This is a genomic window from Micromonospora sp. AMSO1212t, assembly GCF_008868145.1.
Lineage (GTDB): Bacteria > Actinomycetota > Actinomycetes > Mycobacteriales > Micromonosporaceae > Micromonospora > Micromonospora tulbaghiae.
The window spans coordinates 1-21,725 of record NZ_WBKS01000109.1 but is presented as its reverse complement, the minus strand read 5'-3'; the positions used below and the strand labels follow the sequence as shown (position 1 = coordinate 21,725).

At 72.0% G+C, this 21,725-nt stretch carries 17 protein-coding genes; 11 read left to right on the top strand and 6 right to left on the bottom strand.

Going from position 1 to position 21,725, the window contains the following annotated elements:
• From F8279_RS22935 to F8279_RS22915, 5 genes are all read right to left on the bottom strand, one after another.
• The coding region (locus F8279_RS22935; RefSeq protein ID WP_192580751.1) for a cellulose binding domain-containing protein at positions 1-449 on the bottom strand (449 nt) is incomplete at its 3' end.
• 139 nt (positions 450-588) lie between these two features.
• Positions 589-879, bottom strand: a complete 291-nt coding sequence (locus F8279_RS22930; RefSeq protein ID WP_151501006.1) for a BON domain-containing protein — start codon at positions 877-879, stop codon at positions 589-591.
• Complete coding sequence (locus tag F8279_RS22925) at positions 873-1,439, bottom strand: STAS domain-containing protein (RefSeq protein WP_151501005.1); 567 nt, start codon at positions 1,437-1,439, stop codon at positions 873-875. Before F8279_RS22925 ends, F8279_RS22930 begins: the two co-directional genes overlap by 7 nt.
• Positions 1,436-1,750, bottom strand: a complete 315-nt coding sequence (locus F8279_RS22920; RefSeq protein ID WP_151501004.1) for a hypothetical protein — start codon at positions 1,748-1,750, stop codon at positions 1,436-1,438. Before F8279_RS22920 ends, F8279_RS22925 begins: the two co-directional genes overlap by 4 nt.
• A gap of 9 nt (positions 1,751-1,759) precedes the next feature.
• Positions 1,760-2,125: an STAS domain-containing protein gene (locus F8279_RS22915; RefSeq protein ID WP_151501003.1), complete on the bottom strand. Its 366-nt coding sequence runs from the start codon at positions 2,123-2,125 to the stop codon at positions 1,760-1,762.
• Between the two features lie 149 nt (positions 2,126-2,274).
• Here F8279_RS22915 and F8279_RS22910 point away from each other — a divergent pair, with 149 nt between their 5' ends.
• The 4 genes from F8279_RS22910 (at position 2,275) to F8279_RS22895 (ending at position 5,806) form a co-directional block, all read left to right on the top strand.
• Positions 2,275-2,949 (top strand): response regulator transcription factor, encoded by a 675-nt coding sequence (locus F8279_RS22910; protein WP_091428148.1) that lies wholly within the window; start codon positions 2,275-2,277, stop codon positions 2,947-2,949.
• Entirely contained in the window at positions 2,946-4,295 is a 1,350-nt protein-coding gene (locus F8279_RS22905) for a cell wall metabolism sensor histidine kinase WalK (RefSeq protein WP_091428150.1), read from the top strand. The genes F8279_RS22910 and F8279_RS22905 overlap by 4 nt, the downstream gene beginning before the upstream one ends.
• Positions 4,292-4,855: a GerMN domain-containing protein gene (locus F8279_RS22900; RefSeq protein WP_091428152.1), complete on the top strand. Its 564-nt coding sequence runs from the start codon at positions 4,292-4,294 to the stop codon at positions 4,853-4,855. Before F8279_RS22905 ends, F8279_RS22900 begins: the two co-directional genes overlap by 4 nt.
• Before the next feature lie 141 nt (positions 4,856-4,996).
• Complete coding sequence (locus tag F8279_RS22895; RefSeq protein WP_091428154.1) at positions 4,997-5,806, top strand: SigB/SigF/SigG family RNA polymerase sigma factor; 810 nt, start codon at positions 4,997-4,999, stop codon at positions 5,804-5,806.
• Between the two features lie 51 nt (positions 5,807-5,857).
• Here the strand turns inward: F8279_RS22895 and F8279_RS22890 are convergent, their stop codons facing one another.
• Positions 5,858-7,858: a glycosyl hydrolase family 28-related protein gene (locus F8279_RS22890; protein ID WP_217493449.1), complete on the bottom strand. Its 2,001-nt coding sequence runs from the start codon at positions 7,856-7,858 to the stop codon at positions 5,858-5,860.
• Between the two features lie 199 nt (positions 7,859-8,057).
• Between F8279_RS22890 and F8279_RS22885 the strand changes: the two genes are divergently transcribed.
• The 7 genes from F8279_RS22885 to F8279_RS22855 all read left to right on the top strand — a co-directional run bounded on the left by F8279_RS22885 (position 8,058) and on the right by F8279_RS22855 (position 21,717).
• On the top strand, positions 8,058-9,059 hold the full coding sequence (locus F8279_RS22885) for a LacI family DNA-binding transcriptional regulator (RefSeq protein ID WP_336624802.1): 1,002 nt from the start codon (positions 8,058-8,060) through the stop codon (positions 9,057-9,059).
• Positions 9,060-9,354: 295 nt separating this feature from the next.
• Complete coding sequence (locus tag F8279_RS22880; RefSeq protein WP_151501002.1) at positions 9,355-10,731, top strand: ABC transporter substrate-binding protein; 1,377 nt, start codon at positions 9,355-9,357, stop codon at positions 10,729-10,731.
• Positions 10,732-10,791: 60 nt separating this feature from the next.
• Complete coding sequence (locus tag F8279_RS22875) at positions 10,792-11,751, top strand: carbohydrate ABC transporter permease (RefSeq protein ID WP_151501001.1); 960 nt, start codon at positions 10,792-10,794, stop codon at positions 11,749-11,751.
• Between the two features lie 3 nt (positions 11,752-11,754).
• On the top strand, positions 11,755-12,642 hold the full coding sequence (locus tag F8279_RS22870; protein WP_151501000.1) for a carbohydrate ABC transporter permease: 888 nt from the start codon (positions 11,755-11,757) through the stop codon (positions 12,640-12,642).
• Between the two features lie 81 nt (positions 12,643-12,723).
• Positions 12,724-14,349 carry a glycoside hydrolase family 13 protein gene (locus tag F8279_RS22865; RefSeq protein WP_151501007.1) on the top strand — a complete coding sequence of 542 codons (1,626 nt, stop codon included), beginning with the start codon at positions 12,724-12,726 and terminating at the stop codon, positions 14,347-14,349.
• Positions 14,350-14,463: 114 nt separating this feature from the next.
• On the top strand, positions 14,464-17,331 hold the full coding sequence (locus tag F8279_RS22860) for a discoidin domain-containing protein (RefSeq protein ID WP_151500999.1): 2,868 nt from the start codon (positions 14,464-14,466) through the stop codon (positions 17,329-17,331).
• A gap of 99 nt (positions 17,332-17,430) precedes the next feature.
• Positions 17,431-21,717: a discoidin domain-containing protein gene (locus F8279_RS22855; RefSeq protein WP_151500998.1), complete on the top strand. Its 4,287-nt coding sequence runs from the start codon at positions 17,431-17,433 to the stop codon at positions 21,715-21,717.
• The last annotated feature ends 8 nt before the right edge of the window (positions 21,718-21,725 follow it).

Sequence of the window (21,725 nt, the reverse complement as noted above, 5' to 3'; positions counted from 1 at the left end):
GTGCTGGGCGGCGGGGTGCTCGTGCCGCCGGTGCAGACCGTGCCGTTGAGCGTGAACGACGTGGGGCTCGGGTTCGACCCGGTCCACGAGCCGTTGAAGCCGACAGTGGTGCTCGCGCCGGTGCCGAGTGCGCCGTTGTAGTCGAGGCTGCGCGCGGTGACCGCCGAACCGCTCTGCTGCCAGGTGGCCGACCAGCCCTGCACCACGCGCTGGCCGCCGTCGGGGAAGGTGAAGCCGAGCGTCCAGTTGCTCACCGGGTCGCCGAGGTTGCGCACCGCCACGTTCGCGGTGAAGCCGCCGGGCCAGGAGTTGGTGGTGTAGGTGACGGCGCAGCCGGTCGCCGCCATCGCGTTCGGCGACGGCAGGACGGCCGTGGCGGCCAGGGCGAGCGCGCCGACCGCGCCGCCGACGAGCAGGTGCCGCCGGGACGGACGGGGAATCGAGAACATGCGGGAAGGTCCCATCGTCTGGATGGTGATCGGACGGTGCCCGTCGTGAACCTGCCCGGAAAGCCCGACGCGGCGGCCTGGGGGAGCGCTCCCACGGCCGAGCGTAGAGGTGGATGCCGATGCGTGCAACCGCCGCCGCTCAGCGGCCGCCGCGGCGCCCGCCGTAGAGCCGCAGCGCGTTGCAGACGTCGTACACGCCCGGCACGTCCCACGCCAGTTCGGCGGCGACCAGGCGCGTCTGCGGGTCGGCCACCAGGCCGGCGAGGATGACCACCCGGTTCTGCACGGTCACGGTGATCTGCTGCCGGCGGGTGGTCCAGTCGGCGCTGAGCCGCCGCGCGACGAGCGACGCGAGCCGGGTGTCCGCGTCGTCGGGCTCCGGTCCTCCGCCGGTGAACGGGAACTCGGGGTACGGCCAGGGCATCACCATGGGGAGGGCTCCTTCTGTTCGGTCAGGACCGGTTGCCGGGACGCGAGGCCCGGCGCCGGGACGCGGCCGTCGACGACTGTGAAGACGCCGTCGAGCCGCATGGTGTGCAGCACGGTGAGCACGAACCGCGACGGGGACAGCAGGCACAGTCGCCGGCCGTCGCGCCGGGCGTCCTGGTGCGCGCGCACCAGCAGGCTGAGCCCGGCGGAGTCGATCACCTCCAGGCCGGACAGGTCGACCAGCTCCATGTCGTCGCGCAGCGAGCGCTCGGCGAGGGCGCGGCGCACCGTCGTGGCCGGGTCGACGTCGTGGGCGGCCGGGGTGCCGCCCACCTGCTCCAGATCCTCGGTGCCCAGGCCGTCGTCGGCGATGGCCGCCCGGGCGCTGCACCGGGGGCAGTGGTGCGGTCCGGACGCGAACGGCGAGCCGACCCAGTCGTGCTCGAACACGAGCGTCCAGACCACCTCGGCGTCGGGCAGCGTGGCGCCCGCGCCGGTGACGCTGTCGCCGCAGCCGTCGCAGATGAGCGTCATCAGGTGGTCCGCGGGTACGACGGTCACACCTCCTCCTTCCGCCGGCCGCCCGTGCCGGGCGGCGTCTGCCCGGCCGCCTCCGGCCGGCCCGCGGCGACCACCGCCAGCACGACTGCCACGGCGGCGAAGCCGGTCTGCACCATCAGCGGCAGCACCGGCGATCCGTCGGTGCGGTGGTCCACCAGCCCGACCACGATCGCGCCGAGCAGCGCGGCCGCGACGCCGAGCGCGAGTGTCAGCCACACCGGGACGGCCTTGCGCCCCGGCAGGACGAGGCGTCCCAGCCCGCCGACGGCCAGACCCACCACGAGCGCTCCGACGAGCGTGCTGCCGGTCACCACTCCTCCTCAGCGTGATGCGGACGCGACCCGGGCCCGGCCGCGCGCGGCCGGACGGGGCGTGTCGACGACGGGCACGGCACCGAGCCCGGAGTTCTCCAGGATGCGCCGGATCCGCGGATGTGGATTGCTCAGGGTGAGCAGGCCGCCCTGCCGCGCGAGCCGGCGGTGCACGTCCAGCAGCAGCGCGACGGCGGCGGCGTCCACATGCCGGCACCCGGCGAGGTCGACGGTCAGCTCGCGGGGCCGTAGCGCGAGGATGCGGTCCAGCACGTGGGCGACCTCGGGCAGCCCGGCGAGGTCCAGCTCGTCGGTGATGTCCACGCGCACGTGCGGCACGGCGGACTCCGGCGGGGACGGCAGGCTGGCAGGCATCGGGTCGCTTCCGTGGCGGGATCGGGTCAGACCCCACTCTGCGCAGGGATCTTGGAGGTCACCGGACGGTTGCATGACGGTTCGATGACAAAAACCACGAACGGCCTACGCGATTGGGCGACCCGTGCAGCGCCGGTCATGATGCCCATATGACGGCCGTACTGGTGATCGAGGACGACGACCGCATCCGGCTCGCGCTGCAGCTCGCCCTGGAGGAGGAGGGCTACGAGGCGTACGGCGCGCCGACCGCCGAGGACGGCCTGCGCCGGCAGCGGGAGAAGCCGGCGGACTACGTGCTCGTCGACCTGATGCTGCCCGGCATGAACGGGTTCGACTGCATCCGTCAACTGCGCCGGGACGACGACGTGCCGGTCGTGGTGATCAGCGCCCGCGACGACACCCACGACATCGTCGCCGCGCTGGAGGCGGGCGCCGACGACTACGTGGTGAAGCCGGTCGCGATCAAGGAGCTGTCCGCCCGGCTGCGGGCGCTGCGCCGGCGCGTACGCACGGTGTCCGGGCCAGTGCCCGCCCAGTTCTTCGGCGACCTGGAGATCAGCGCGGAGGCCGGCGAGGTGCGGCGCTCGGGACAGCCGGTGCCGGTCACCCGCACCGAGTTCCGGCTGCTGTGCGAGCTGGCCGAGCACGCCGGCCGGGTGCTGTCGCGCCAGCAGCTGCTCAGCCGGGTCTGGGGTTACGAGACCGGCGACGAGCGGCTCGTCGACGTGCACGTGGGCCGGCTGCGGCAGAAGATCGAACCCGACCCGGCCAACCCGCGCCACCTGGTCACCCTGCGCGGCCTCGGCTACAAACTCCAGCGATGACCCGTCCCGGCCTGCGCGCCCGGGTCACCGCGGCGTTCGCCGTGGGGGCGTTGCTGCTGTCCGCGCTGATGGCCCTGTTCTCGTACGACCTGACCCGGCGCTCGCTGCTCGACGAGCGGGAGCGCACCGCGGTCCGGGCCGCCTACTACGACGCCGCCGTGGTCCGTTCCGGCCTGGACACCGGCACCCCGGACGTGGTGGCCGTGCTGCGCTCGCTCGACACCGGCAGTGCCCGCCGCCCGCTGCTGCACCTGCCCGACGGCTGGTACGCCCGTACCGCCGACGTGGGCGCCAGCTCGGTGCCGGTGGAGCTGCAACGGATGGTGGCCGACGGCAAGCCCGCGGTGCAGCGCATCCGGCTCGACGGGCAGCCCGCGCTGCTGGTGGGCGTGCCGCTGCCCGGCGCGCTCGGCTACTACGAGCTGACCTCGCTGCGGGAGGTCGAGGAGACGTTCCAGGTGGTGGGCCTGGCGCTGATCGCGGTGGCGATCATGGTCGCCGGTGCGGGCGCGGCGCTCGGCTGGTACGCCACCCGGCACAGCCTGCGGCCGCTCACCGCGGTCGCCGACGCGGCGGAACGGATCGCGTCCGGCGACTTCGCCACCCGGCTCGACCCGACCACCGATCCCGACCTGACCCGCCTGTCCAGCTCGTTCAACGAGATGGTCGACAAGCTGGTGCACCGCATCGAGCGGGACCGGCGCTTCGCCGCCGACGTGAGCCACGAGCTGCGCTCGCCGTTGCAGACCCTGGCCGCCGCCGCGAGCGTGCTCAACCGCCGCCGGGAGCACCAGGACGAGCGCACCGCCACCGCGGCGGGCCTGGTCGCCGACGAGGTGACCCGGTTCCAGCGTCTGGTCGACGACCTCATCCAGCTGGCCCGCACCGAGCAGCCGGCACACCGCGAGACGGTCGACGTGGTGGAGCTGGCCCGGGCCACCTGCCGGGAACGGTCGCTGCCGGAGAGCCTGGTGACCGTCGACGGCGACGCCCCGCGCCTGTGGTGGGTCGACCGGCGCCGGTTCGCCCAGACGCTGCTGAACCTGCTGGAGAACGCCGAGCGGTACGGCGGCGGGCCGGTCGCGATACGCCTCGGCGGGCGCGACGGCGTGGGCGTGCTGGAGGTCGACGACGACGGTCCGGGCGTGCCGCCCGGCGACCGCGAGATCATCTTCGACCGGTTCGTCAGGGGCCGGGCGGCGCACGACCGGGCCGGGACCGACGGCACCGGCCTCGGGCTCGCGCTGGTGGCGCAGCACGCCGCCGCGCACGGCGGTACGGCCGCGGTGCTGGACCGCGGGCCCGGCGCCCGCTTCCGGGTCGAGCTGCCCGGAGCGCTGCGATGAGCCGCCGGCGGCTCCTGCCCGGCCTGCTGGCGGCCGTGCTGCTGGGCGGCTGCGGGGTGCCGGTGGACGACGAGCCCCGCGTGGTGCAGACGCCGCCCGGCGCGTTCCCGACCCCCGCCGTGTCCTCGACCGCCGACGGGGACGGGCGGGTGGACGAGCCGTTCTGCTTCGTCCGCGACGACGGGCTGGTCGTGGTCAAGCGCCGGGTGGACGGGTTGCCCGGGGTGGACTCGCACCTCCAGCACCTGCTGGCCGGGCCGGACGGCGGCGAGCGCCGTCAGGGGCTGGCCACGGCGCTGCCGGGCACGGTGGCGGTGGCCGGGGCGACGCTGACCGGCACGCTGGCCACCGTCGACGTGCGCCAGGCCGGGGAGGAGACCGGCCGCAACGACGAGGTGCTCGCCTTCGGGCAGATCGTGTGCAGCCTCACTCAGCGGCCCGACGTGTACAGCGTGGCGTTCCGCCGGGACGGGCAGCCGCTGGAGGTGCCACGCGCGGACGGAAGCCTCTCCGCGCTGCCGCTCACCGCCGCCGACTACCGGCCACTGTTACCTCGCTAACGCCCTTCCTCGCTGCTCTGTCCGGATATGAACCGAAATCTCCATCGTCCGTTCGGTTGATTTGGCGGTGACCTTTGGTCTAGTGTGGCTGGCACGACCGGTGTGGGAGGCCACCCGTTCTCCGAGGACAGGAAGGGCAGCATGACCACGATGACCATGGCATCGACCGCGACCGAGGTGCAGCGCGCGCCGCAGACCGGTGAGGAGAGCCGCGCCAGTGAGCTGATCGCGGCGCTCGCCGCGCTGCCCGCCGACCACCCCCAGCGGGCCGCCCTGCGCAACCAGGTCATCGAGGCGTGGCTGCCGCTGGCGAACCACCTGGCCGCCCGCTACAGCGGTCGCGGCGAGCCGGCCGGCGACCTGGCCCAGACCGCGGCGCTCGGCCTGATCAAGGCCGTCGACCGGTTCGACGCCTCGCGCGGCGTCGACTTCGCCGGCTTCGCCATCCCGACCATCCTCGGCGAGATCAAGCGGCACTTCCGCGACCGCACCTGGAACATCCGGGTTCCGCGTCGCCTCCAGGAGCTGCGGCTGCGCATCTCCGAGGCCAACAGCACGCTGACCCAGACGCTCAACCGGGCCCCGACCGTCGCCGACATCGCCGCCCACCTCGACGTCACCGAGGAAGAGGTGCTGGAGGGCCTGGAGGGCGCCCGCGCGTACAACGCGGTCTCGCTGTCCACCCCGATCGGCGACGGCGACAGCGCCACCGAGCTGGGCGACACGCTCGGCACCGAGGACAACGAGTACGAGCTGGCCGACCTGCGCGCCTCGCTCGGCCCGGCGCTCGCCACGCTCGACGAGCGGGAGCAGAAGATCCTCACGCTGCGCTTCTACGGCAACCTGACCCAGAGCGAGATCGCCGCCCGGGTCGGTGTCTCCCAGATGCACGTGTCCCGGCTGCTCGCCCGCGCCCTGACCAAGCTGCGCGGCCAGCTCACCGAGGCCTGAGCCACCCGTACCGCGACCCCCGCCGGCCCGGCCGGCGGGGGTCGCGTCGTGTCACCAGCGCGAGGGCGGAGGCGGCGGCACCACGGGCGGCCGGTCGTCGCAGGTGATGGTGTTCGGCAGCAGCCACGACGCCAGCCAGCCGCCGTCGTTGCCGCCGAGGTCGGTCAGGCCGAACTCCGACCCGGCCGGGGTGAAGTGGAACGACCCGCAGTTGTTCACGCCGACCGCGCCCACGTTGCGGGCGTCGACGTTCGCGAAGCTCGCCCCGCCCGCCGTACGCGCGCTGACCACCGACGTCCCGGTGCCGTCGACCCGGATGTCGCGGAAGCGGACGTTGTCGATGCGGACGCTGTCCTTCACCGGCCAGTCGCTGACCAGCATGATCGCGTTGTAGGTGCTGTCCAGGTACGCGTCACCGCGCACCTCGATGTCCGCCGCGTCGATGCTGCGGTCCAGCGCGTAGAACCAGATCGCGCCGAGGCCGATGTTCCAGTTCAGGTCGTACGTGCCGGCCCGGACCGTGGTGTTGCCGGTGATCCGCAGCCGGCCGGTGAACGGCTCGGCCCCGAACCGGGAGCCCACCTGGATCGCGCTGCCCTCGCGTACCGGGTCGGCGATCAGGTTGTGCGCCACGGTGAGGTCGGCGCCGCCGTACAGCGCGATGCCGTTGGCGAGCACCGGCGACTGCACGGTGTTGTACGCGAACGTGTTCGACGCGTTCGCCGTGCCCTCCGACCACATGGCCAGCGCGTCGTCGCCGCTGTTGCGGACCACCGAGTTCGTCACCGACGAGTGCGTGACGCCGGTGTGGAGGTTCAGCCCGTCGGCGATCTGGTCCGCGATCACCGTGTTCGTGACCCGCAGGCCGGTCATCGGCCCGTCGAACCACATGCCGACCTTGGTGTGGTGCAGGTAGAGGCCGTCGATCGTGCTGCGGTTGAGTGCCCCGCCGACGGCGTTGACCTGGTCGGTGTCGATCCGCTCCCGTACGTCGCCCTCGATCGCGAAGCCGGACAGGTGCACGTCGCTGCTGCCGCCGTCGGCGGCGTCGCGGCCGTAGAAGCCGACGCCGGTGTGGCGGGAACCGTCGGGTGCCGGCGTCTCCAGCGCCACCTCGCGTCCCCGCACGACCGTGTACCAGCTGCCGGCCCCGGCGATCGTCACGTCGTCGACGACGACGTGCCGGTTGACCTGGTAGGTGCCCGGCGGCAGGTAGAGCGGGCGGTCCACCCGGCGGGCGTACGCGATGGCGCGGTCGAACGCGTCGGCGGACTCCCGCCGGCCGGTCGGATCGGCGCCGAAGGACAGCGCGTTCACCGCGCGGGGAACCGTCCGGGGCGGTGCGACGAGGTGCGCGTCCACCAGGTCGATCACCGTCCACGCGGCGGCCGTGCCGCGCGGCGCGGTCAGCCGGACCACCTCACCGGCCCGGTGGGTACGGCCGAGCAGCATCCGCTGCTCGTCGTAGAAGTGGTGCGGCCGGAACGGCTTGCCGATCACCGGCGCGGGCGTGGTGGCGGCCGGGACGCAGGAGCACTCGGTGATCCACCAGTCCGGGTGCAGCAGGTCGGCGCCGGGGTCGTTGGTGAACGGGTACTGGTTGTAGAGCCAGGCGTACTGCGAGGTCAGCGTCATGGTGCGCGGGGGCGTGTGCCCGACTGAGACCCGCAGCGGAGCGGTGATCCCGCCGCCGCCGGGCGCGTCCGGGATGCTGTAGCGCACGGTGAGCGCGTTCGTGGACCGGGGGAGCGTCAGTTCGACGTGCTGGCCGGGCAGCAGGCGCACGGCCCGGCGGCCGGACGCCTCACCGGCCAGTGTGTACGCCGACCGGTCCGGCCCGATCACGGTGCCGGTGGTGCGGCCGTGTTCCGCCTCCTGCTCGACGTAGTCCACCGTCGCGCCACGACCGGCGACGAGCGCGGGGTCGAGCCCGGCGCGGGTCACCACGGGGGCCGGTCCGCGCGGCGGGCCCGCCGCGGCGGCACCGGGTGGTGCGAGCAGGGCGGCGGCGACGACCGGCGCCGCGAGGATCCTCGGCACGCTCCGCGACATCGGAGCACCCACTTTCTCGGGGGAGGGGTGGCCTCGGCGGCGCAGGCCATCGACAAGGTTCCTCATGTTATTCCGGTGCTCTGTTGCCTTTCAAGCATCAATCTGTTCGTATCTTTCTGACCGGCGGACCGCCCGGACGGCAAGAAGTGACCACTCCGGTTGTTCATTTCTTGCAAGAATCGGACGTACGATTGCCGCCGTGACGAAGCGCCTGACCGAGGTGGCCCGCAAGGCGGGTGTCAGCGAGGCCACAGTGAGCCGCGTGCTCAACGGCCGCGGCGGGGTGTCCGAGGCGACCCGGACCGCCGTGCTGACCGCCCTCGACGTGCTCGGCTACGAGCGCCCGACGAAGCTGCGCGGCGAACGTGCCCGCCTGGTCGGCCTGGTGCTGCCGGAGTTGCAGAACCCGATCTTCCCGGCGCTGGCCGAGGTGGTCACCGGCTCGCTCGCGCAGCGCGGCTTCACCCCGGCGCTGTGCGCCCGCACCATCGGTGGCGTGCCGGAGTCCGGGTACGTGGAGATGCTGCTCGACCACCAGGTCAGCGGCGTCATCTTCGCCGGTGGCTCGTACGCGCTGGCCGACGCCTCGCACGAGCACTACCGGCGCCTGACCGACCGGGGCCTGCCGGTGGTGCTGGTGAACGCCGGGGTCGAGGAGCTGGGCTTCCCGCGGGTGTCCACCGACGACGCGGTCGCCGTCGAGCAGGCGTACGGGCACCTGCGCTCCCTCGGCCACGAGCGGATCGGCATGGTCCTCGGCCCGGCCGACCACGTGCCCTCGCGCCGCAAGCTCGACGCCATGGTCCGGGCCGCCGGCTGGGGCGAGGACCGGTCCCTGGTGGAGCGGTCCAGCTTCTCCATGGAGGGCGCGCGGGTCGCCGCCACGAAACTGATCGAGCGCGGCGCCACCGGGATCGTCTGCGCGAGCGACGTGCTGGCGCTGGGCACCATCCGCGCCGCCCGCCGCCTGGGCTGCGCCGTACCGGCCGACGTGTCGGTGGTCGGGTTCGACGACTCGGCGTTCATGACCTGCACCGACCCGCCGCTGACCACTGTGCGGCAGCCGATCGAGACGATGGGTCAGGCCGCTGTGGACCTGCTGGTGACCCAGATCGAGGGCGTCGGCGTGCTGCACGACGAGCTGCTGTTCGAGCCCGAGCTGGTGGTACGCGGCTCCACCGCCCCCGCCCCTCGCCGCTGACCCGATCCTCTCCTGCCTCGCCCCGCGTCCATCCAGGACCCGGGGCCGGCCGCCGTTCCCCGAGGTGACACCGACTCCGCGATCTGCGTGACCAAGTCGTGTTCTTGCGTCATCGAGTCGGCATCTTGCTGTCTATGGTTCACGTCGTTACAGTGACTCCACTCACACCTGACCCGGGGCGCGGTTTCCGGAGGCAGGGCGCGCGCCGGGTGCCGTTCCACCACCGGAGGCAGCCGCGCGGTCACCGCACATCACTGAAGGCCATGGATACACCCGTTCCCGAAGGGATGGACAGATGTCCGTACCGCAGTATCGGAAGGTCGCGGCGCTCGCGCTCGCGGCCGGCCTCGGGCTCAGCCTTGCGGCGTGCTCCACCAAGAGCGACGACAGCAGCGACGCCGGCGGCAAGGTCACCATCACCGTCGACTGCCAGCCGGTCGGCGCGCAGAAGGAACTGCTGAAGAACTGGAACGACGACGTCGCCGAGTTCCAGCGGCAGAACCCGGACATCGTCGTCAAGAGCGTCAGCGTCGGCGAGCAGTGCAACAACCCGCCGGACTTCACCGCCCGCCTGGCCGGCGGCACCGTCACCGACGTGTTCTACGGCTACATGACCGACCTCCAGCAGGTGCTGGACTCCGGCCAGGCGATGGACATCGGCCAGTACGCCACGAAGGACACCATCCCCACCTGGGACAGCGTCGACCCGGCGCTCAAGGAGGTGTTCACCGACGGCGGCAAGCTCTACGCCGTACCGGTGAAGAACTACTCGATGGGCCTGATCTACAACAAGGCGCTGTTCCAGCGGGCCGGGCTCGACGTGAACAACCCGCCGAAGACCTGGCCCGAGGTGCGGGCCGCAGCCAAGAAGATCTCCGCGCTCGGCGACGGCATCGCCGGGTACGCCGAGTACAGCGCCGGCAACACCGGCGGCTGGCACTTCACCTCGCTGCTCTACTCCCAGGGCGGCCAGGTGCTCGGCGCCGACGGCAAGAAGGCCGACTTCAACAACGCGATGGGCAAGCAGGTCCTGCAGAACCTCAAGGACATGCGCTACGGCGACAACAGCATGGGCAGCCGGCAGCTGCTCCAGTGGGGTGACCTGCTCACCAACGCCGGCGCCGGCAAGGTCGGCATGTTCATCGGCGCGCCGGACGCGACCCAGGCGATCGTCAGCCAGTTCCAGGGCAAGTACCAGGACTGGGCGATGGGCCCGCTGCCCGGCCAGGACGGGCAGGCCAAGGCCACACTCGGCGGCGGCGAGGGCTACTTCTTCAAGAAGGGCCTCAGCCCCGAGCAGGTCAAGGCCGGCCTGAAGTGGCTCGCCTACCAGAAGCTGACCCCCGGCAAGGGCCAGTTCGACTACGTACGCGCCAAGCCGCAGAACTACCCGGTCGGCCTGCCCCAGCCGCTGCTGTTCGCGAACGGCAGCGACGCGCAGAAGCAGGAACTGGAGCTGCGCAAGGCCAACGCGAACGTCGACACCACCAACTTCGCGGTCTTCGAGGCCAACCCGGTGCCGATCAAGGGGGAGCCGCGCAACGCCCAGGCGATCTACGCGGTGCTCGACGCCGCGATGTCCGGGGTGCTGACCAACCCGAACGCGAACATCGACGCGCTGCTCAAGACCGCCGAGGACAAGGTCAACCAGCTGCTGGCCGCGCAGAGCTGACCCGACCGGAGGTGGGGCCGGCGCACCGGCCCCACCTCCCCGAGCACCGCAGGAGTCGCCTTGGCGCTCACCACCGCCCCCGGCGCCACCCGCCGTCCCGGCCCCGTCGCGCCGACGCCGTCGCGTACCGCCGGACGCCGCGCCGGTCTCGGCCGCAAGGTCCGGGACAACCTCACCGGGCACACGTTCCTCATCGGCGCGGTCGCGTGCTTCGCCGTCTTCTCCTGGTACCCGATGGTCCGCGGCGTCGTGATGAGCTTCCAGCGCACCCGCCGGGGCGAGACCACCTGGGTGGGCTGGGACAACTACAGCCGGATCATCGCCGATCCGAGCTTCTGGACCGCGTGGAAGAACACGTTCGTCTTCACCGGCCTGGCGCTGGTGCTCGGCTACGCGGTGCCGTTCTTCGTGGCGATCCTGCTCAACGAGCTGCGTCACGCCAAGGGCTACCTGCGGGTGCTGGTCTACCTGCCGGTCATGCTGCCGCCGGCCTCGGCGCTGTTCCTGTTCAAGTTCTACGCGTACGACCCGAGCGACGCGGGCCTGTTCAACGCGATCCTCACCGCGCTGGGACTGCCCACCTCGGAGTGGATGCAGTCGCCGACCATGACGATGCCGGCCATGGTGATCGCGTCGACCTGGATGAACATGGGCGGCGCGGTGCTGATCTATCTGGCCGCGTTGCAGAACATCCCCGGCGAGCTGTACGAGGCCGCCGAGATCGACGGCGCCGGGGTGTGGCGGCGCATCCTGCACGTGACGGTCCCGCAGACCCGGCTGATCCTGGCGCTGCTGGCGATGCTCCAGATCGTCGCCACCATGCAGCTGTTCATCGAGCCGCTGATCCTCGCCAACGGCGCCGGTACGCAGGACTCGGCGACCTCCGTGGCGTATCTGATCTACCAGCACGGCTTCTTCCAGAACGACCTCAACGGCGCCGCCGCGCTCGGCGTGATCATGCTGGTGGTGCTGGCCGGGTTCTCCGCCGTCTACCTGCGACTGACCGCGAGACAGGACTAGGACATGGCCGCCGACCTCACCACCCGCACGCTCATCTCCCACGCCCAGCTGCGGCGCGGTCGTGGCCGCGTCCTCTACTGGATCGTGCTCTCCGTGGTCGTGGCCGGGTTCACACTGGTGTTCCTCGGCCCGCTGTACTGGATGGTCACCGGCGCGCTGAAGTCCGGCCAGGAGATCGCCCAGACACCGCCGTCGTTGTTCCCCCGCGATCCGCAGCCGGGCAACTACGTCGACGCCTGGACCAACCTGGATCTGGCCAAGCTGCTGTTCAACACGTTCTACTACGCCACCGGGGCGGTGCTGTTCCAGCTCGTGTTCGACACCGCCGCGGCGTACGCGTTGTCGAAGCTGCGCCCGGTGCTGGGCAAGCTGATCCTCGGCATGATGCTGGCGACGCTGATGATCCCGGCGATGGTGCTGATCGTCCCGCAGTACGTCACGGTGATCGACCTGCCGATCGTGCACGTCAACCTGCTCGACTCGCCGTTCGCGATCTGGCTGCCGCTGGTGGCGAACGCGTTCAACATCTTCCTGCTGAAGCGGTTCTTCGACTCCATCCCGGAGGACCTGATGGCCGCCGCCGTGATGGACGGCGCCACCCCGCTGCGCACGCTCTGGTCCATCGTCCTGCCGATGTCCCGTCCGATCCTCGGCGTGGTGGCGATCTTCGCGGTGACGGCGGTCTGGAAGGACTTCCTCTGGCCGAAGCTGGTGATGCCGTCACCGGAGACGCGGACCGTCAGCGTCGGCATCTACGCCTTCGCCGGCGGGACCCCGATGAACGTGGTCATCGCCGCGTCGGTGATCGCCGCGATCCCCACCGTCGTGCTGTTCCTGATCTTCCAGCGCAACATCATGTCCGGCCTGACCACCGGCGGCCTCAAGGGCTGACCGGGCGCCGCCGTACGGCCGCCGTCGGCCGCATGCCCGCCAGCGCAGAACCGACCCCGCAGAAAGCAGGTGCCCGTGTCCATGGCCGACAACAGCCCGTGGTGGCGCTCCGCGGTGATCTACCAGGTCTATCCGCGCAGCTTCGCCGACGGCGACGGCGACGGGATCGGTGACGTCGCCGGCATCCGGTCCCGCCTGGATCACCTCGCCGCGCTCGGCGTCGACGCGATCTGGTTCAGCCCCTGGTACCCGTCCCCGATGGCCGACGCCGGCTACGACGTGTCCGACTACCGCGACATCGATCCGGTCTTCGGCACGCTCGCCGAGGTGGAGGCGCTGATCGCCGAGGCGCACGCGCTCGGCGTCCGCAGCATCGTCGACGTGGTGCCCAACCACTGCTCCGACGCGCACCCGTGGTTCCGGGCCGCGCTCGACGGCGGCCCGGCCGCACCCGAGCGGGAGCTGTTCTGGTTCCGCGCCGGGCGGGGACCGGGGGGCGACCTGCCGCCCACCGACTGGACCGGCGAGTTCGGCGGACCGACCTGGACCCGCACCACCGACCCGGACGGCACGCCCGGCGACTGGTACCTGCACCTGTTCGCCCCGCAGCAACCCGACTTCAACTGGGACCACCCCCGGGTCCGCGCCGAGTTCGAGGACATCCTGCGCTTCTGGTTCGACAGGGGCGTGGACGGCATCCGCATCGACTCGGCCGGTCTGCTGGTCAAGGACGGCACGCTGCCCGAGGTCCACCCGGACCGGCCGCACCCGTTCCGCGACCAGGACGGCGTGCACGACGTCTACCGCGCCTGGCGGCGCATCGCCGACTCGTACCCGGGCGGGCGCGCGCTGGTCGGCGAGGTGTGGCTGCCCGACCGGCAGCGGTTCGCGAACTACCTGCGCCCGGACGAGCTGCACACCGCGTTCAACTTCGACTTCCTCGGCTGCGCCTGGGACGCCACGGCGCTGCGGGAGAGCATCGACGGCACGCTCGGCGCCCACGCCCCGGTCGGCGCACCGGCCACCTGGGTGCTGTCCAACCACGACGTCACCCGCCACGTCACCCGGTACGGCCGCGCCGACACCCGGTTCAGCTTCGCCGCCAAGCGCGAGGGCATCCCCACCGACCTGGAACTGGGCACCCGCCGGGCCCGCGCCGCCGCGCTGCTGTCGCTCGCACTACCCGGCGCCGCCTACGTCTACCAGGGCGAGGAGCTGGGACTCTGGGAGGTCGAGGACATCCCGTACGAGCTGCGGCAGGACCCGATGTGGGAACGCTCCGGGCGGGTCGACCCGGGTCGCGACGGCTGTCGGGTGCCGTTGCCCTGGCAGGGCGACACGCCGCCGTTCGGGTTCAGCCCCGACGGCGCGAGCGCCGCGCCCTGGCTGCCGCAACCGGCCGACTGGAAGGACCGTACGGTCCGCGCCCAGACCGGCGACCCGCACTCGATGCTGGAGCTGTACCGGGCCGCGCTGACGCTGCGCCGCGCCGAACCCGCGCTCGGCGACGGCACGCTGACCTGGCTGCCCGCACCGCACGGCGTGCTCGCGTTCGCCCGCGAACCCGGCTTCACCTGCCTGGTCAACCTCGGCGGCGCAGCCGTGCCGCTGCCCGCGCACGATCGGCTGCTGCTGGCCAGCGGCCCACTCGACGACGACCGGCTGCAACCGGACACCGCGGTCTGGCTGCGTACCCGATCGGCCTGACCGCGGCGCAGGCGGCCCGTCCCGGCCGCCGCCACGCCGCACACCTGGGGAGGAGGAAGGAGAGGCAACGCCGCACGGGGGATCTGGCCACCGACGAAAGGGAGCACACCCCGCATGGCCGAGCACCGCACCGCGCACCGCCACCGCAGCACCGGCGTGGCCGCCCTCGCCGCCGCGCTCGCCGCCTCGACACTCGTCGTCGTGGCGCTCACCACGACCGCCACCCCGGCGCGCGCCGCCGGGCTGTCCCCGTTCGACATCACCGGACGCGGCGCCACAGTGCCGTTCCGGGAGCACGAGGCCGAACAGGCCGCACACACCGGCACGAAGATCGGCCCCGACCGGCGCTACGGCACGCTGCCGTCCGAGGCGTCCGGCCGGGAGGCGGTCACGCTCGACGCCGTCGGCGAGTACGTCGAGTTCACGCTCACCGCCCCGGCGAACGCCGTCACGTTCCGGTACAGCCTGCCCGACAACGCCGCCGGCACCGGCCGCGACGCCACCATCGACCTGCGCGCCAACGGCACGCTGGTCAAGGCCGTGCCGGTCACCTCCCGGTACGGCTGGTACTACGGCGGCTACCCGTTCAACAACAACCCCGGCGACACCAACCCGCACCACTTCTACGACGAGACCCGGACCATGTTCGGCACCACGTATCCGGCCGGCACGAAGATCCGCCTCCAGGTCTCCTCGACCGCCCAGTCACCCACCTTCACCATCGACCTGGCCGACTTCGAGCTGGTCGGGGCGCAGATCACCAAGCCGTCCGGTGTGCTGGACGTGGTGACCGACTTCGGCGCCGACCCGACCGGCGCCACCGACTCGACGGCGAAGTTCCAGGCCGCCGTGGACGCCGGCAAGGCGCAGGGCCGGGCGGTGTGGATCCCGGCCGGCACGTTCACGCTCTGGGACCACGTGGTGGTCGACGGCGTGACGCTGCGCGGCGCCGGCCCCTGGTACTCGGTGCTCGGCGGCCGGCACCCCACCGACCGCAAGCGGGCCGCCGGCATCTACGGCAAGTACGTGCCGGGCGGCGGCTACTCCGGCGAGATCCGGTCGCACGAGGCCGGCGGGCCCAGCCGCAACGTCACGCTGCGGGACTTCGCGATCATCGGCGACATCCGGGAACGCGTCGACGAGGACCAGGTGAACGCCATCGGCGGCGCGATGACCAACTCGGTGGTGGACAACCTCTGGTTGCAGCACACCAAGGTCGGCGCCTGGATGGACGGGCCGATGGACAACTTCACCATCCGCAACAGCCGCATCCTCGACCAGACCGCCGACGGGGTGAACTTCCACTGGGGCGTCACCAACTCCACTGTGACCAACACGTTCGTACGCAACACCGGTGACGACGCGCTGGCCATGTGGGCGCAGAGCGTGCCGAACGTCGGCAACTCCTTCACCCGCAACACCATCGGCGTCACGATCCTGGCCAACCACCTGGTCACCTACGGCGGCCGGGACATCACCATCGCGGACAACGTCACCGCCGACTCGGTCACCAACGGCGGCGGCATCCACGTCGCCAACCGCTATCCGGGCGTCACCGGGCCGACCGCCGTGGCCGGGACCATCACCGTCGCCCGCAACACGCTGATCCGCAACGGCAACTCCGACTACAACTGGCAGTTCGGCGTGGGCGCGATCTGGTTCTCGGCGCTCAACGAGCCGATCCAGGGCGCCGCCATCAACGTCACCGACACCGACATCCTGGACAGCTCGTACGCGGCGCTGCACTGGATCGAGGGGCAGACCAGCGGCATCTCGTTCGACAACGTCCGCATCGACGGCGCGGGCACGTACGCGCTCCAGGTGCAGGCGCCCAGCCAGGTCCGGTTCACGAACGTGCGGGCCACCGGCATCGCCCAGTCCAACCCGATCCACAACTGCGTCGGCAGCGGCTTCCAGATCACCCAGGGCACCGGCAACTCGGGCTGGTTCACGCCCACCCCGTACTGCGGGCCGTGGCCGCAGCCGCAGTGGGGCAACGGCCCGTCCAGCCCGCCGCCCACCAGCCCGGCGCCGACCACGGCAGCGCCGACGACGGCCCCGCCGACCACCGCGCCGCCGACCACGCCGCCGCCGGCCGGCGGGAACCTGGCCCTGGGCCGCCCGGCGACCGCCACCAGCTCCACCCAGACGTACGCCGCCGGCAACGCGGTCGACGGCAACGCCGCCAGCTACTGGGAGAGCGCCAACAACGCGTTCCCGCAGTCACTCACCGTCGACCTCGGCGCGTCCCGCCCCGTCGACCGGGTGGTGCTCAAGCTCCCGCCCGGCTGGGAACGGCGTACCCAGACGCTTGCCGTGCTCGGCTCCACCGACGGCTCCTCGTACAGCACACTCGCCGCGTCGGCGGGCCGCGTCTTCGACCCGGCCGCCGGCAACACCGTGTCGCTCGCGCTGCCGTCCGGCGAGCGGCGGTTCGTCCGGGTCACCGTGGCCGGTAACACCGGCTGGCCGGCGGGCCAGCTCGCCGAGCTGGAGGTGTACGGCGGCGGCACGACCACGCCGCCGCCCACCACGACAGCGCCGCCCACCACCGCGCCGCCGACCGGCAACCTCGCGGCGGACCGGCCGGTCGCGGAGACCAGCCACGCCGACGTGTACGGCGCCGCCAACACCGTCGACGGCAACGCGAACACCTACTGGGAGAGCGCCAACAACGCCTTCCCCCAGTCGGTGACAGTCGACCTGGGCAGCGCCCGCCCGGTCGCCCGGGTGGTGCTGAAGCTGCCCCCGTCGGCGGCCTGGCAGACCCGTACCCAGACCGTCTCGGTGCTCGGCTCCACCGACGGCTCGTCGTTCTCGCCCCTCAAGGCGGCGGCGGGCTACACGTTCGACCCGGCGGGCGGCAACAGCGTGTCGATCGCGCTGCCCGCCGGTGACCGCCGCTTCGTGCGGCTGACCTTCACCGGCAACACCGGCTGGCCGGCCGGCCAGCTGTCCGAGTTCGAGGTGTACGCCTCCTGACCCGGCGCGGCGGGGACCACCGCCGGTCCCCGCCGCGTCACCGCACCCCCACCCCCGAACGCCTCTCCACCTCCCCCGGGAAGAAGGTGTCCGTCCACCATGTCCAGACTCCGTACCGGAATCGTCGCGGTGCTCGCCGCTGTCGGCCTGGTCGTCACCGCGGCCCCCGCCCCACCGGCCCGCGCCGCCGGCGGCCCGAACCTCGCCGCCGGGCGCACCGCCACCGCCAGCAGCGTCAACGGCCCCTACGTCGCGGCCAACCTGACCGACGGCAACCAGGGCAGCTACTGGGAGAGCAGCGGCGCGCTGCCCCAGTGGGCCCAGGTCGACCTCGGCACCAGCCGCGCCGTCGACCAGGTCGTGCTCGAACTCCCGGCCGCCTGGGAGGCGCGCACCCAGACGCTGTCCGTGCAGGCCAGCGCCGACGGCAGCGGCTTCACCACAGTCGTCGCGTCCGCCGCCCGGACGTTCAGCCCGGCCGCCGCCAACACCGTGACGCTCGGCTTCACCGCCACGAACGCCCGCTACCTGCGGGTCGTGATCACCGCGAACACCGGCTGGACCGCCGCGCAGCTCGCCGAACTGGAGGTGTACGGCGCGGCCACCTCCTCGACCAACCTGGCGCTCGGCCGGACCATGACCGAGAGCGGCCACGCCGACGTGTACGGCGCGAGCAACGCCAACGACGGCAACGCGGCCACCTACTGGGAGAGCCCGAACAACGCGTTCCCGCAGTGGATCCAGGCCGACCTGGGCGCCGCCACCAGCGTCAACCGGCTGGTGCTGCGACTGCCGTCCGGCTGGGGCACCCGCACCCAGACGATCACCGTGCAGGGCAGCACGAACGGCTCCACGTTCGGCACGCTCGTCGGCTCCGCGTCGTACGCGTTCGACCCGGGCGGCGGCAACACGGTGACCGTCACCGTGCCCACCGCGTCCACCCGCTACCTGCGGCTGCTGTTCACCGCCAACAGCGCCTGGCCCGCCGGGCAGCTCGCCGAGCTGGAGATCTACGGCCCGGTCACCGGCGACACCCAGGCGCCGAGCGCGCCGGGCAACCTCGCGTTCACCGAGCCAGCCACCGACCAGGTGCGGCTGACCTGGACCGCGTCCACCGACAACGTGGGCGTCACCGGCTACGACGTGTACGCCAACGGCGTCCTGCGCACCACTGTCGGCGGCTCCACGCTGGCGTACACCGACACCCAGCCGGCCGGGACCACCGTCTCCTACCACGTGCGGGCCCGCGACGCGGCCGGGAACGTGTCGGCGAACAGCAACACGGTCACCCGGACCGGCAACACCGGCGACACGGTCGCTCCCACAGCGCCCGGCAACCTGGCCTACACCCAGCCGGCGAGCGGGCAGATCCGGCTGACCTGGACCGCGTCCACAGACAACGTCGGCGTCACCGGTTACGACGTGTACGCCAACGGCACGCTGCGCACCACAGTGAGCGGGTCCACGCTCACGTACACCGACAGCCAGCCGGACAGCGCCACCGTCTCGTACCACGTGCGCGCCCGCGACGCCGCCGGGAACGTGTCCGCGAACAGCAACACCGTCACCCGCACCGGCAGTACGTCCGGCGGCACCAACCTGGCGGCCGGCAAGCCCGCGACCGCCTCCTCCATGGTGCACGTGTTCGCCGCCGCCAACGCGGTCGACAACGACGTCACCACCTACTGGGAGGGCGCGCCCGGCGCGTACCCGAGCACGCTCACCGTCGCGCTCGGCGCCAACGCCGCCATCAGCGCGGTGGTGGTGAAGCTCAACCCGGACCCGGCGTGGGGCGCGCGTACCCAGACGTTCCAGGTGCTCGGCCGGGAACAGTCCGCGTCCGGATTCACCAGCCTTGTCGGCTCCGCGACGTACTCCTTCAACCCGAACAGCGCCAACACGGTGACCGTCCCGGTCTCCGCGACCGCCGCCGACGTCCGGCTCCAGTTCACCGCGAACTCCGGCTCCTCCAACGGCCAGGTCGCCGAACTCCAGGTCATCGGCGTCCCGGCGCCGAACCCGGACCTCACCGTCACCGCCGTCACCGCGTCGCCGTCCGCGCCGGTGGAGACCGACGCGATCACGCTGTCCGCCACCGTGCGCAACGCCGGCACCGCGGCCTCCGCCGCCACCGCCGTCACCCTCTACCTGGGTACGACGAAGGTCGGCACCGCCGCCGTCGGCGCGCTCGCCGCGGGCGCGTCAAGCACCGTCTCGGCGAGCATCGGGGTACGCGACGCCGGCAGCTACTCGCTCACCGCCAAGGTTGACGAGTCGAACGCGGTGATCGAGCAGAACGAGGCGAACAACTCCTACACCAGCCCGACCGCGCTGACCGTCAGCCCGGTCGCCAGCTCCGACCTGGTCGCCTCCGCCGTCACCTGGTCACCCGGCACGCCGAGCGCCGGCACAGCCGTCTCCTTCGCGGTGACGCTGCGCAACCAGGGCACCGTCGCGTCGGCGAGCGGCGCCCACGGCATCACGCTCACCGTGCGCGACCAGTCCGGCGCGGTGGTCCGCACGCTCACCGGCTCGCACAGCGGCACGATCGCGGCCGGGGCCACCGCCGGCCCGGTGTCGCTCGGTACCTGGACCGCCGCCAACGGCCGGTACACGGTGCGGGTGGTGCTCGCCGACGACGCGAACGAACTGCCGGTGAAGCGGCAGAACAACACCAGCGACCGCGCGTTGTTCGTCGGCCGAGGGGCGAACCTGCCCTACGACGCGTACGAGGCCGAGGACGGCACGACCGGCGGCGGCGCGCAGGTGATCGGCCCGAACCGCACCATCGGCGACCTCGCCGGGGAGGCGTCCGGCCGCCGCGCGGTCACGCTCAACACCACCGGCGCGTACGTCGAGTGGACCACCCGGTCGGCGGCGAACGCCCTGGTCGCCCGCTACTCCATCCCCGACGCGCCGGGCGGCGGCGGGATCGACTCGACGATCAACGTCTACGTCAACGGCGTGCTGCACAAGCCGATGAGCCTCACCTCCAAGCACATCTGGCTCTACGGCGCCGAGGCCGGCCCGAGCGACTCGCCGAGCGCCGGCGCGCCCCGGCACCTGTACGACGAGGCGAACGTGCTGCTCGACACCACAGTCCCGGCGGGCAGCCGGATCCGGCTCCAGAAGGACCCGGCGAACAGCACCACGTACGCGATCGACTTCGTCGACACCGAACTGGTCTCGCCGCGCGCCAACCCCGACCCGGCCCGCTACAAGGTGCCGACCGGGTTCAGCCACGCCGACGTGCAGAACGCGCTGGACGCGGTACGGATGGACACCACCGGAACGCTGATCGGCGTCTACCTGCCCGCCGGCACGTACGAGACCGCGCAGAAGTTCCAGGTGTACGGCAAGACGGTGAAGGTCGTCGGCGCCGGCATGTGGTACACCCGGTTCCAGACTCCGCGCAACCAGCAGAACACCGACGCCGGCTTCCGGGTCGAGTCCTCGGCGAGCGGGTCGACCTTCGCCCACCTGGCGTTCTTCGGCAACTACACCAACCGGATCGACGGCCCCGGCAAGGTGTGGGGTGAGCTGAAGGACGTGGACGATCTGACGCTCGACAGCGTCTGGGTGGAGCACACCGTCTGCGCGTACTGGGGGGTGAGCGTGGACGGGCTGACCATCCGGGACAGCCGGTTCCGCAACACCTTCGCCGACGCGGTGAACATGACGAACGGCAGCACGAACAACCTGGTCACCAACTCGGAGGGCCGCTCCAACGGCGACGACGCGTTCGCCCTGTTCTCCGCCACCGACCAGGGCGGCTCCGGCGGCAACCACGGCAACGTGTTCGAGAACCTGACCGCGACGCTGACCTGGCGGGCGGCCGGGCTGGCGGTGTACGGCGGGTACGACAACGTGTTCCGCAACCTCTACATCGCCGACCAGCTCACGTACTCGGGCATCACGATCAGCTCGCTGGACTTCGGCTACCCGTTCGTCGGGTTCGGCGCCAGCCCGCCCACCCGGTTCGAGAACATCTCGCTGATCCGCTCCGGCGGGCACTTCTGGGGCGCGCAGACGTTCCCGGCGATGTGGTTGTTCTCGGCGTCGAAGGAGTTCCGCGGCATCCGGGTGAGCGACGTGGACATCGTCGATCCGACGTACTCGGGGATCATGTTCCAGACCAAGTACAACGGCAGCCAGCCGGAGAACCCGATCACCGACACGGTGCTGACGAACGTGTCGATCTCCGGTGCGCGGCGCAGCGGTGACGCGTTCGACGCGAAGTCCGGCTTCGGCATCTGGGTCAACGAGATGCCCGAGGCCGGTCAGGGGCCCGCGGTCGGCGCGGCCACGTTCACCAACCTCCGCCTGACCGACAACGCCCAGGACATCAAGAACACCACAACAACCTTCACCATCACCCGCAACTGACCCCCGCC

What these genes read in the sequence shown, in the direction of transcription:
- F8279_RS22930 (WP_151501006.1), bottom strand. Translation starts at nt 879, where the DNA reads ATGGTGATGCCCTGGCCGTACCCCGAGTTCCCGTTCACCGGCGGAGGA.
- F8279_RS22915 (WP_151501003.1), bottom strand. Translation starts at nt 2,125, where the DNA reads ATGCCTGCCAGCCTGCCGTCCCCGCCGGAGTCCGCCGTGCCGCACGTG.
- F8279_RS22910 (WP_091428148.1), top strand. Translation starts at nt 2,275, where the DNA reads ATGACGGCCGTACTGGTGATCGAGGACGACGACCGCATCCGGCTCGCG.
- F8279_RS22905 (WP_091428150.1), top strand. Translation starts at nt 2,946, where the DNA reads ATGACCCGTCCCGGCCTGCGCGCCCGGGTCACCGCGGCGTTCGCCGTG.
- F8279_RS22900 (WP_091428152.1), top strand. Translation starts at nt 4,292, where the DNA reads ATGAGCCGCCGGCGGCTCCTGCCCGGCCTGCTGGCGGCCGTGCTGCTG.
- F8279_RS22895 (WP_091428154.1), top strand. Translation starts at nt 4,997, where the DNA reads ATGACCACGATGACCATGGCATCGACCGCGACCGAGGTGCAGCGCGCG.
- F8279_RS22890 (WP_217493449.1), bottom strand. Translation starts at nt 7,858, where the DNA reads ATGTCGCGGAGCGTGCCGAGGATCCTCGCGGCGCCGGTCGTCGCCGCC.
- F8279_RS22880 (WP_151501002.1), top strand. Translation starts at nt 9,355, where the DNA reads ATGTCCGTACCGCAGTATCGGAAGGTCGCGGCGCTCGCGCTCGCGGCC.
- F8279_RS22870 (WP_151501000.1), top strand. Translation starts at nt 11,755, where the DNA reads ATGGCCGCCGACCTCACCACCCGCACGCTCATCTCCCACGCCCAGCTG.
- F8279_RS22865 (WP_151501007.1), top strand. Translation starts at nt 12,724, where the DNA reads ATGGCCGACAACAGCCCGTGGTGGCGCTCCGCGGTGATCTACCAGGTC.
- F8279_RS22860 (WP_151500999.1), top strand. Translation starts at nt 14,464, where the DNA reads ATGGCCGAGCACCGCACCGCGCACCGCCACCGCAGCACCGGCGTGGCC.
- F8279_RS22855 (WP_151500998.1), top strand. Translation starts at nt 17,431, where the DNA reads ATGTCCAGACTCCGTACCGGAATCGTCGCGGTGCTCGCCGCTGTCGGC.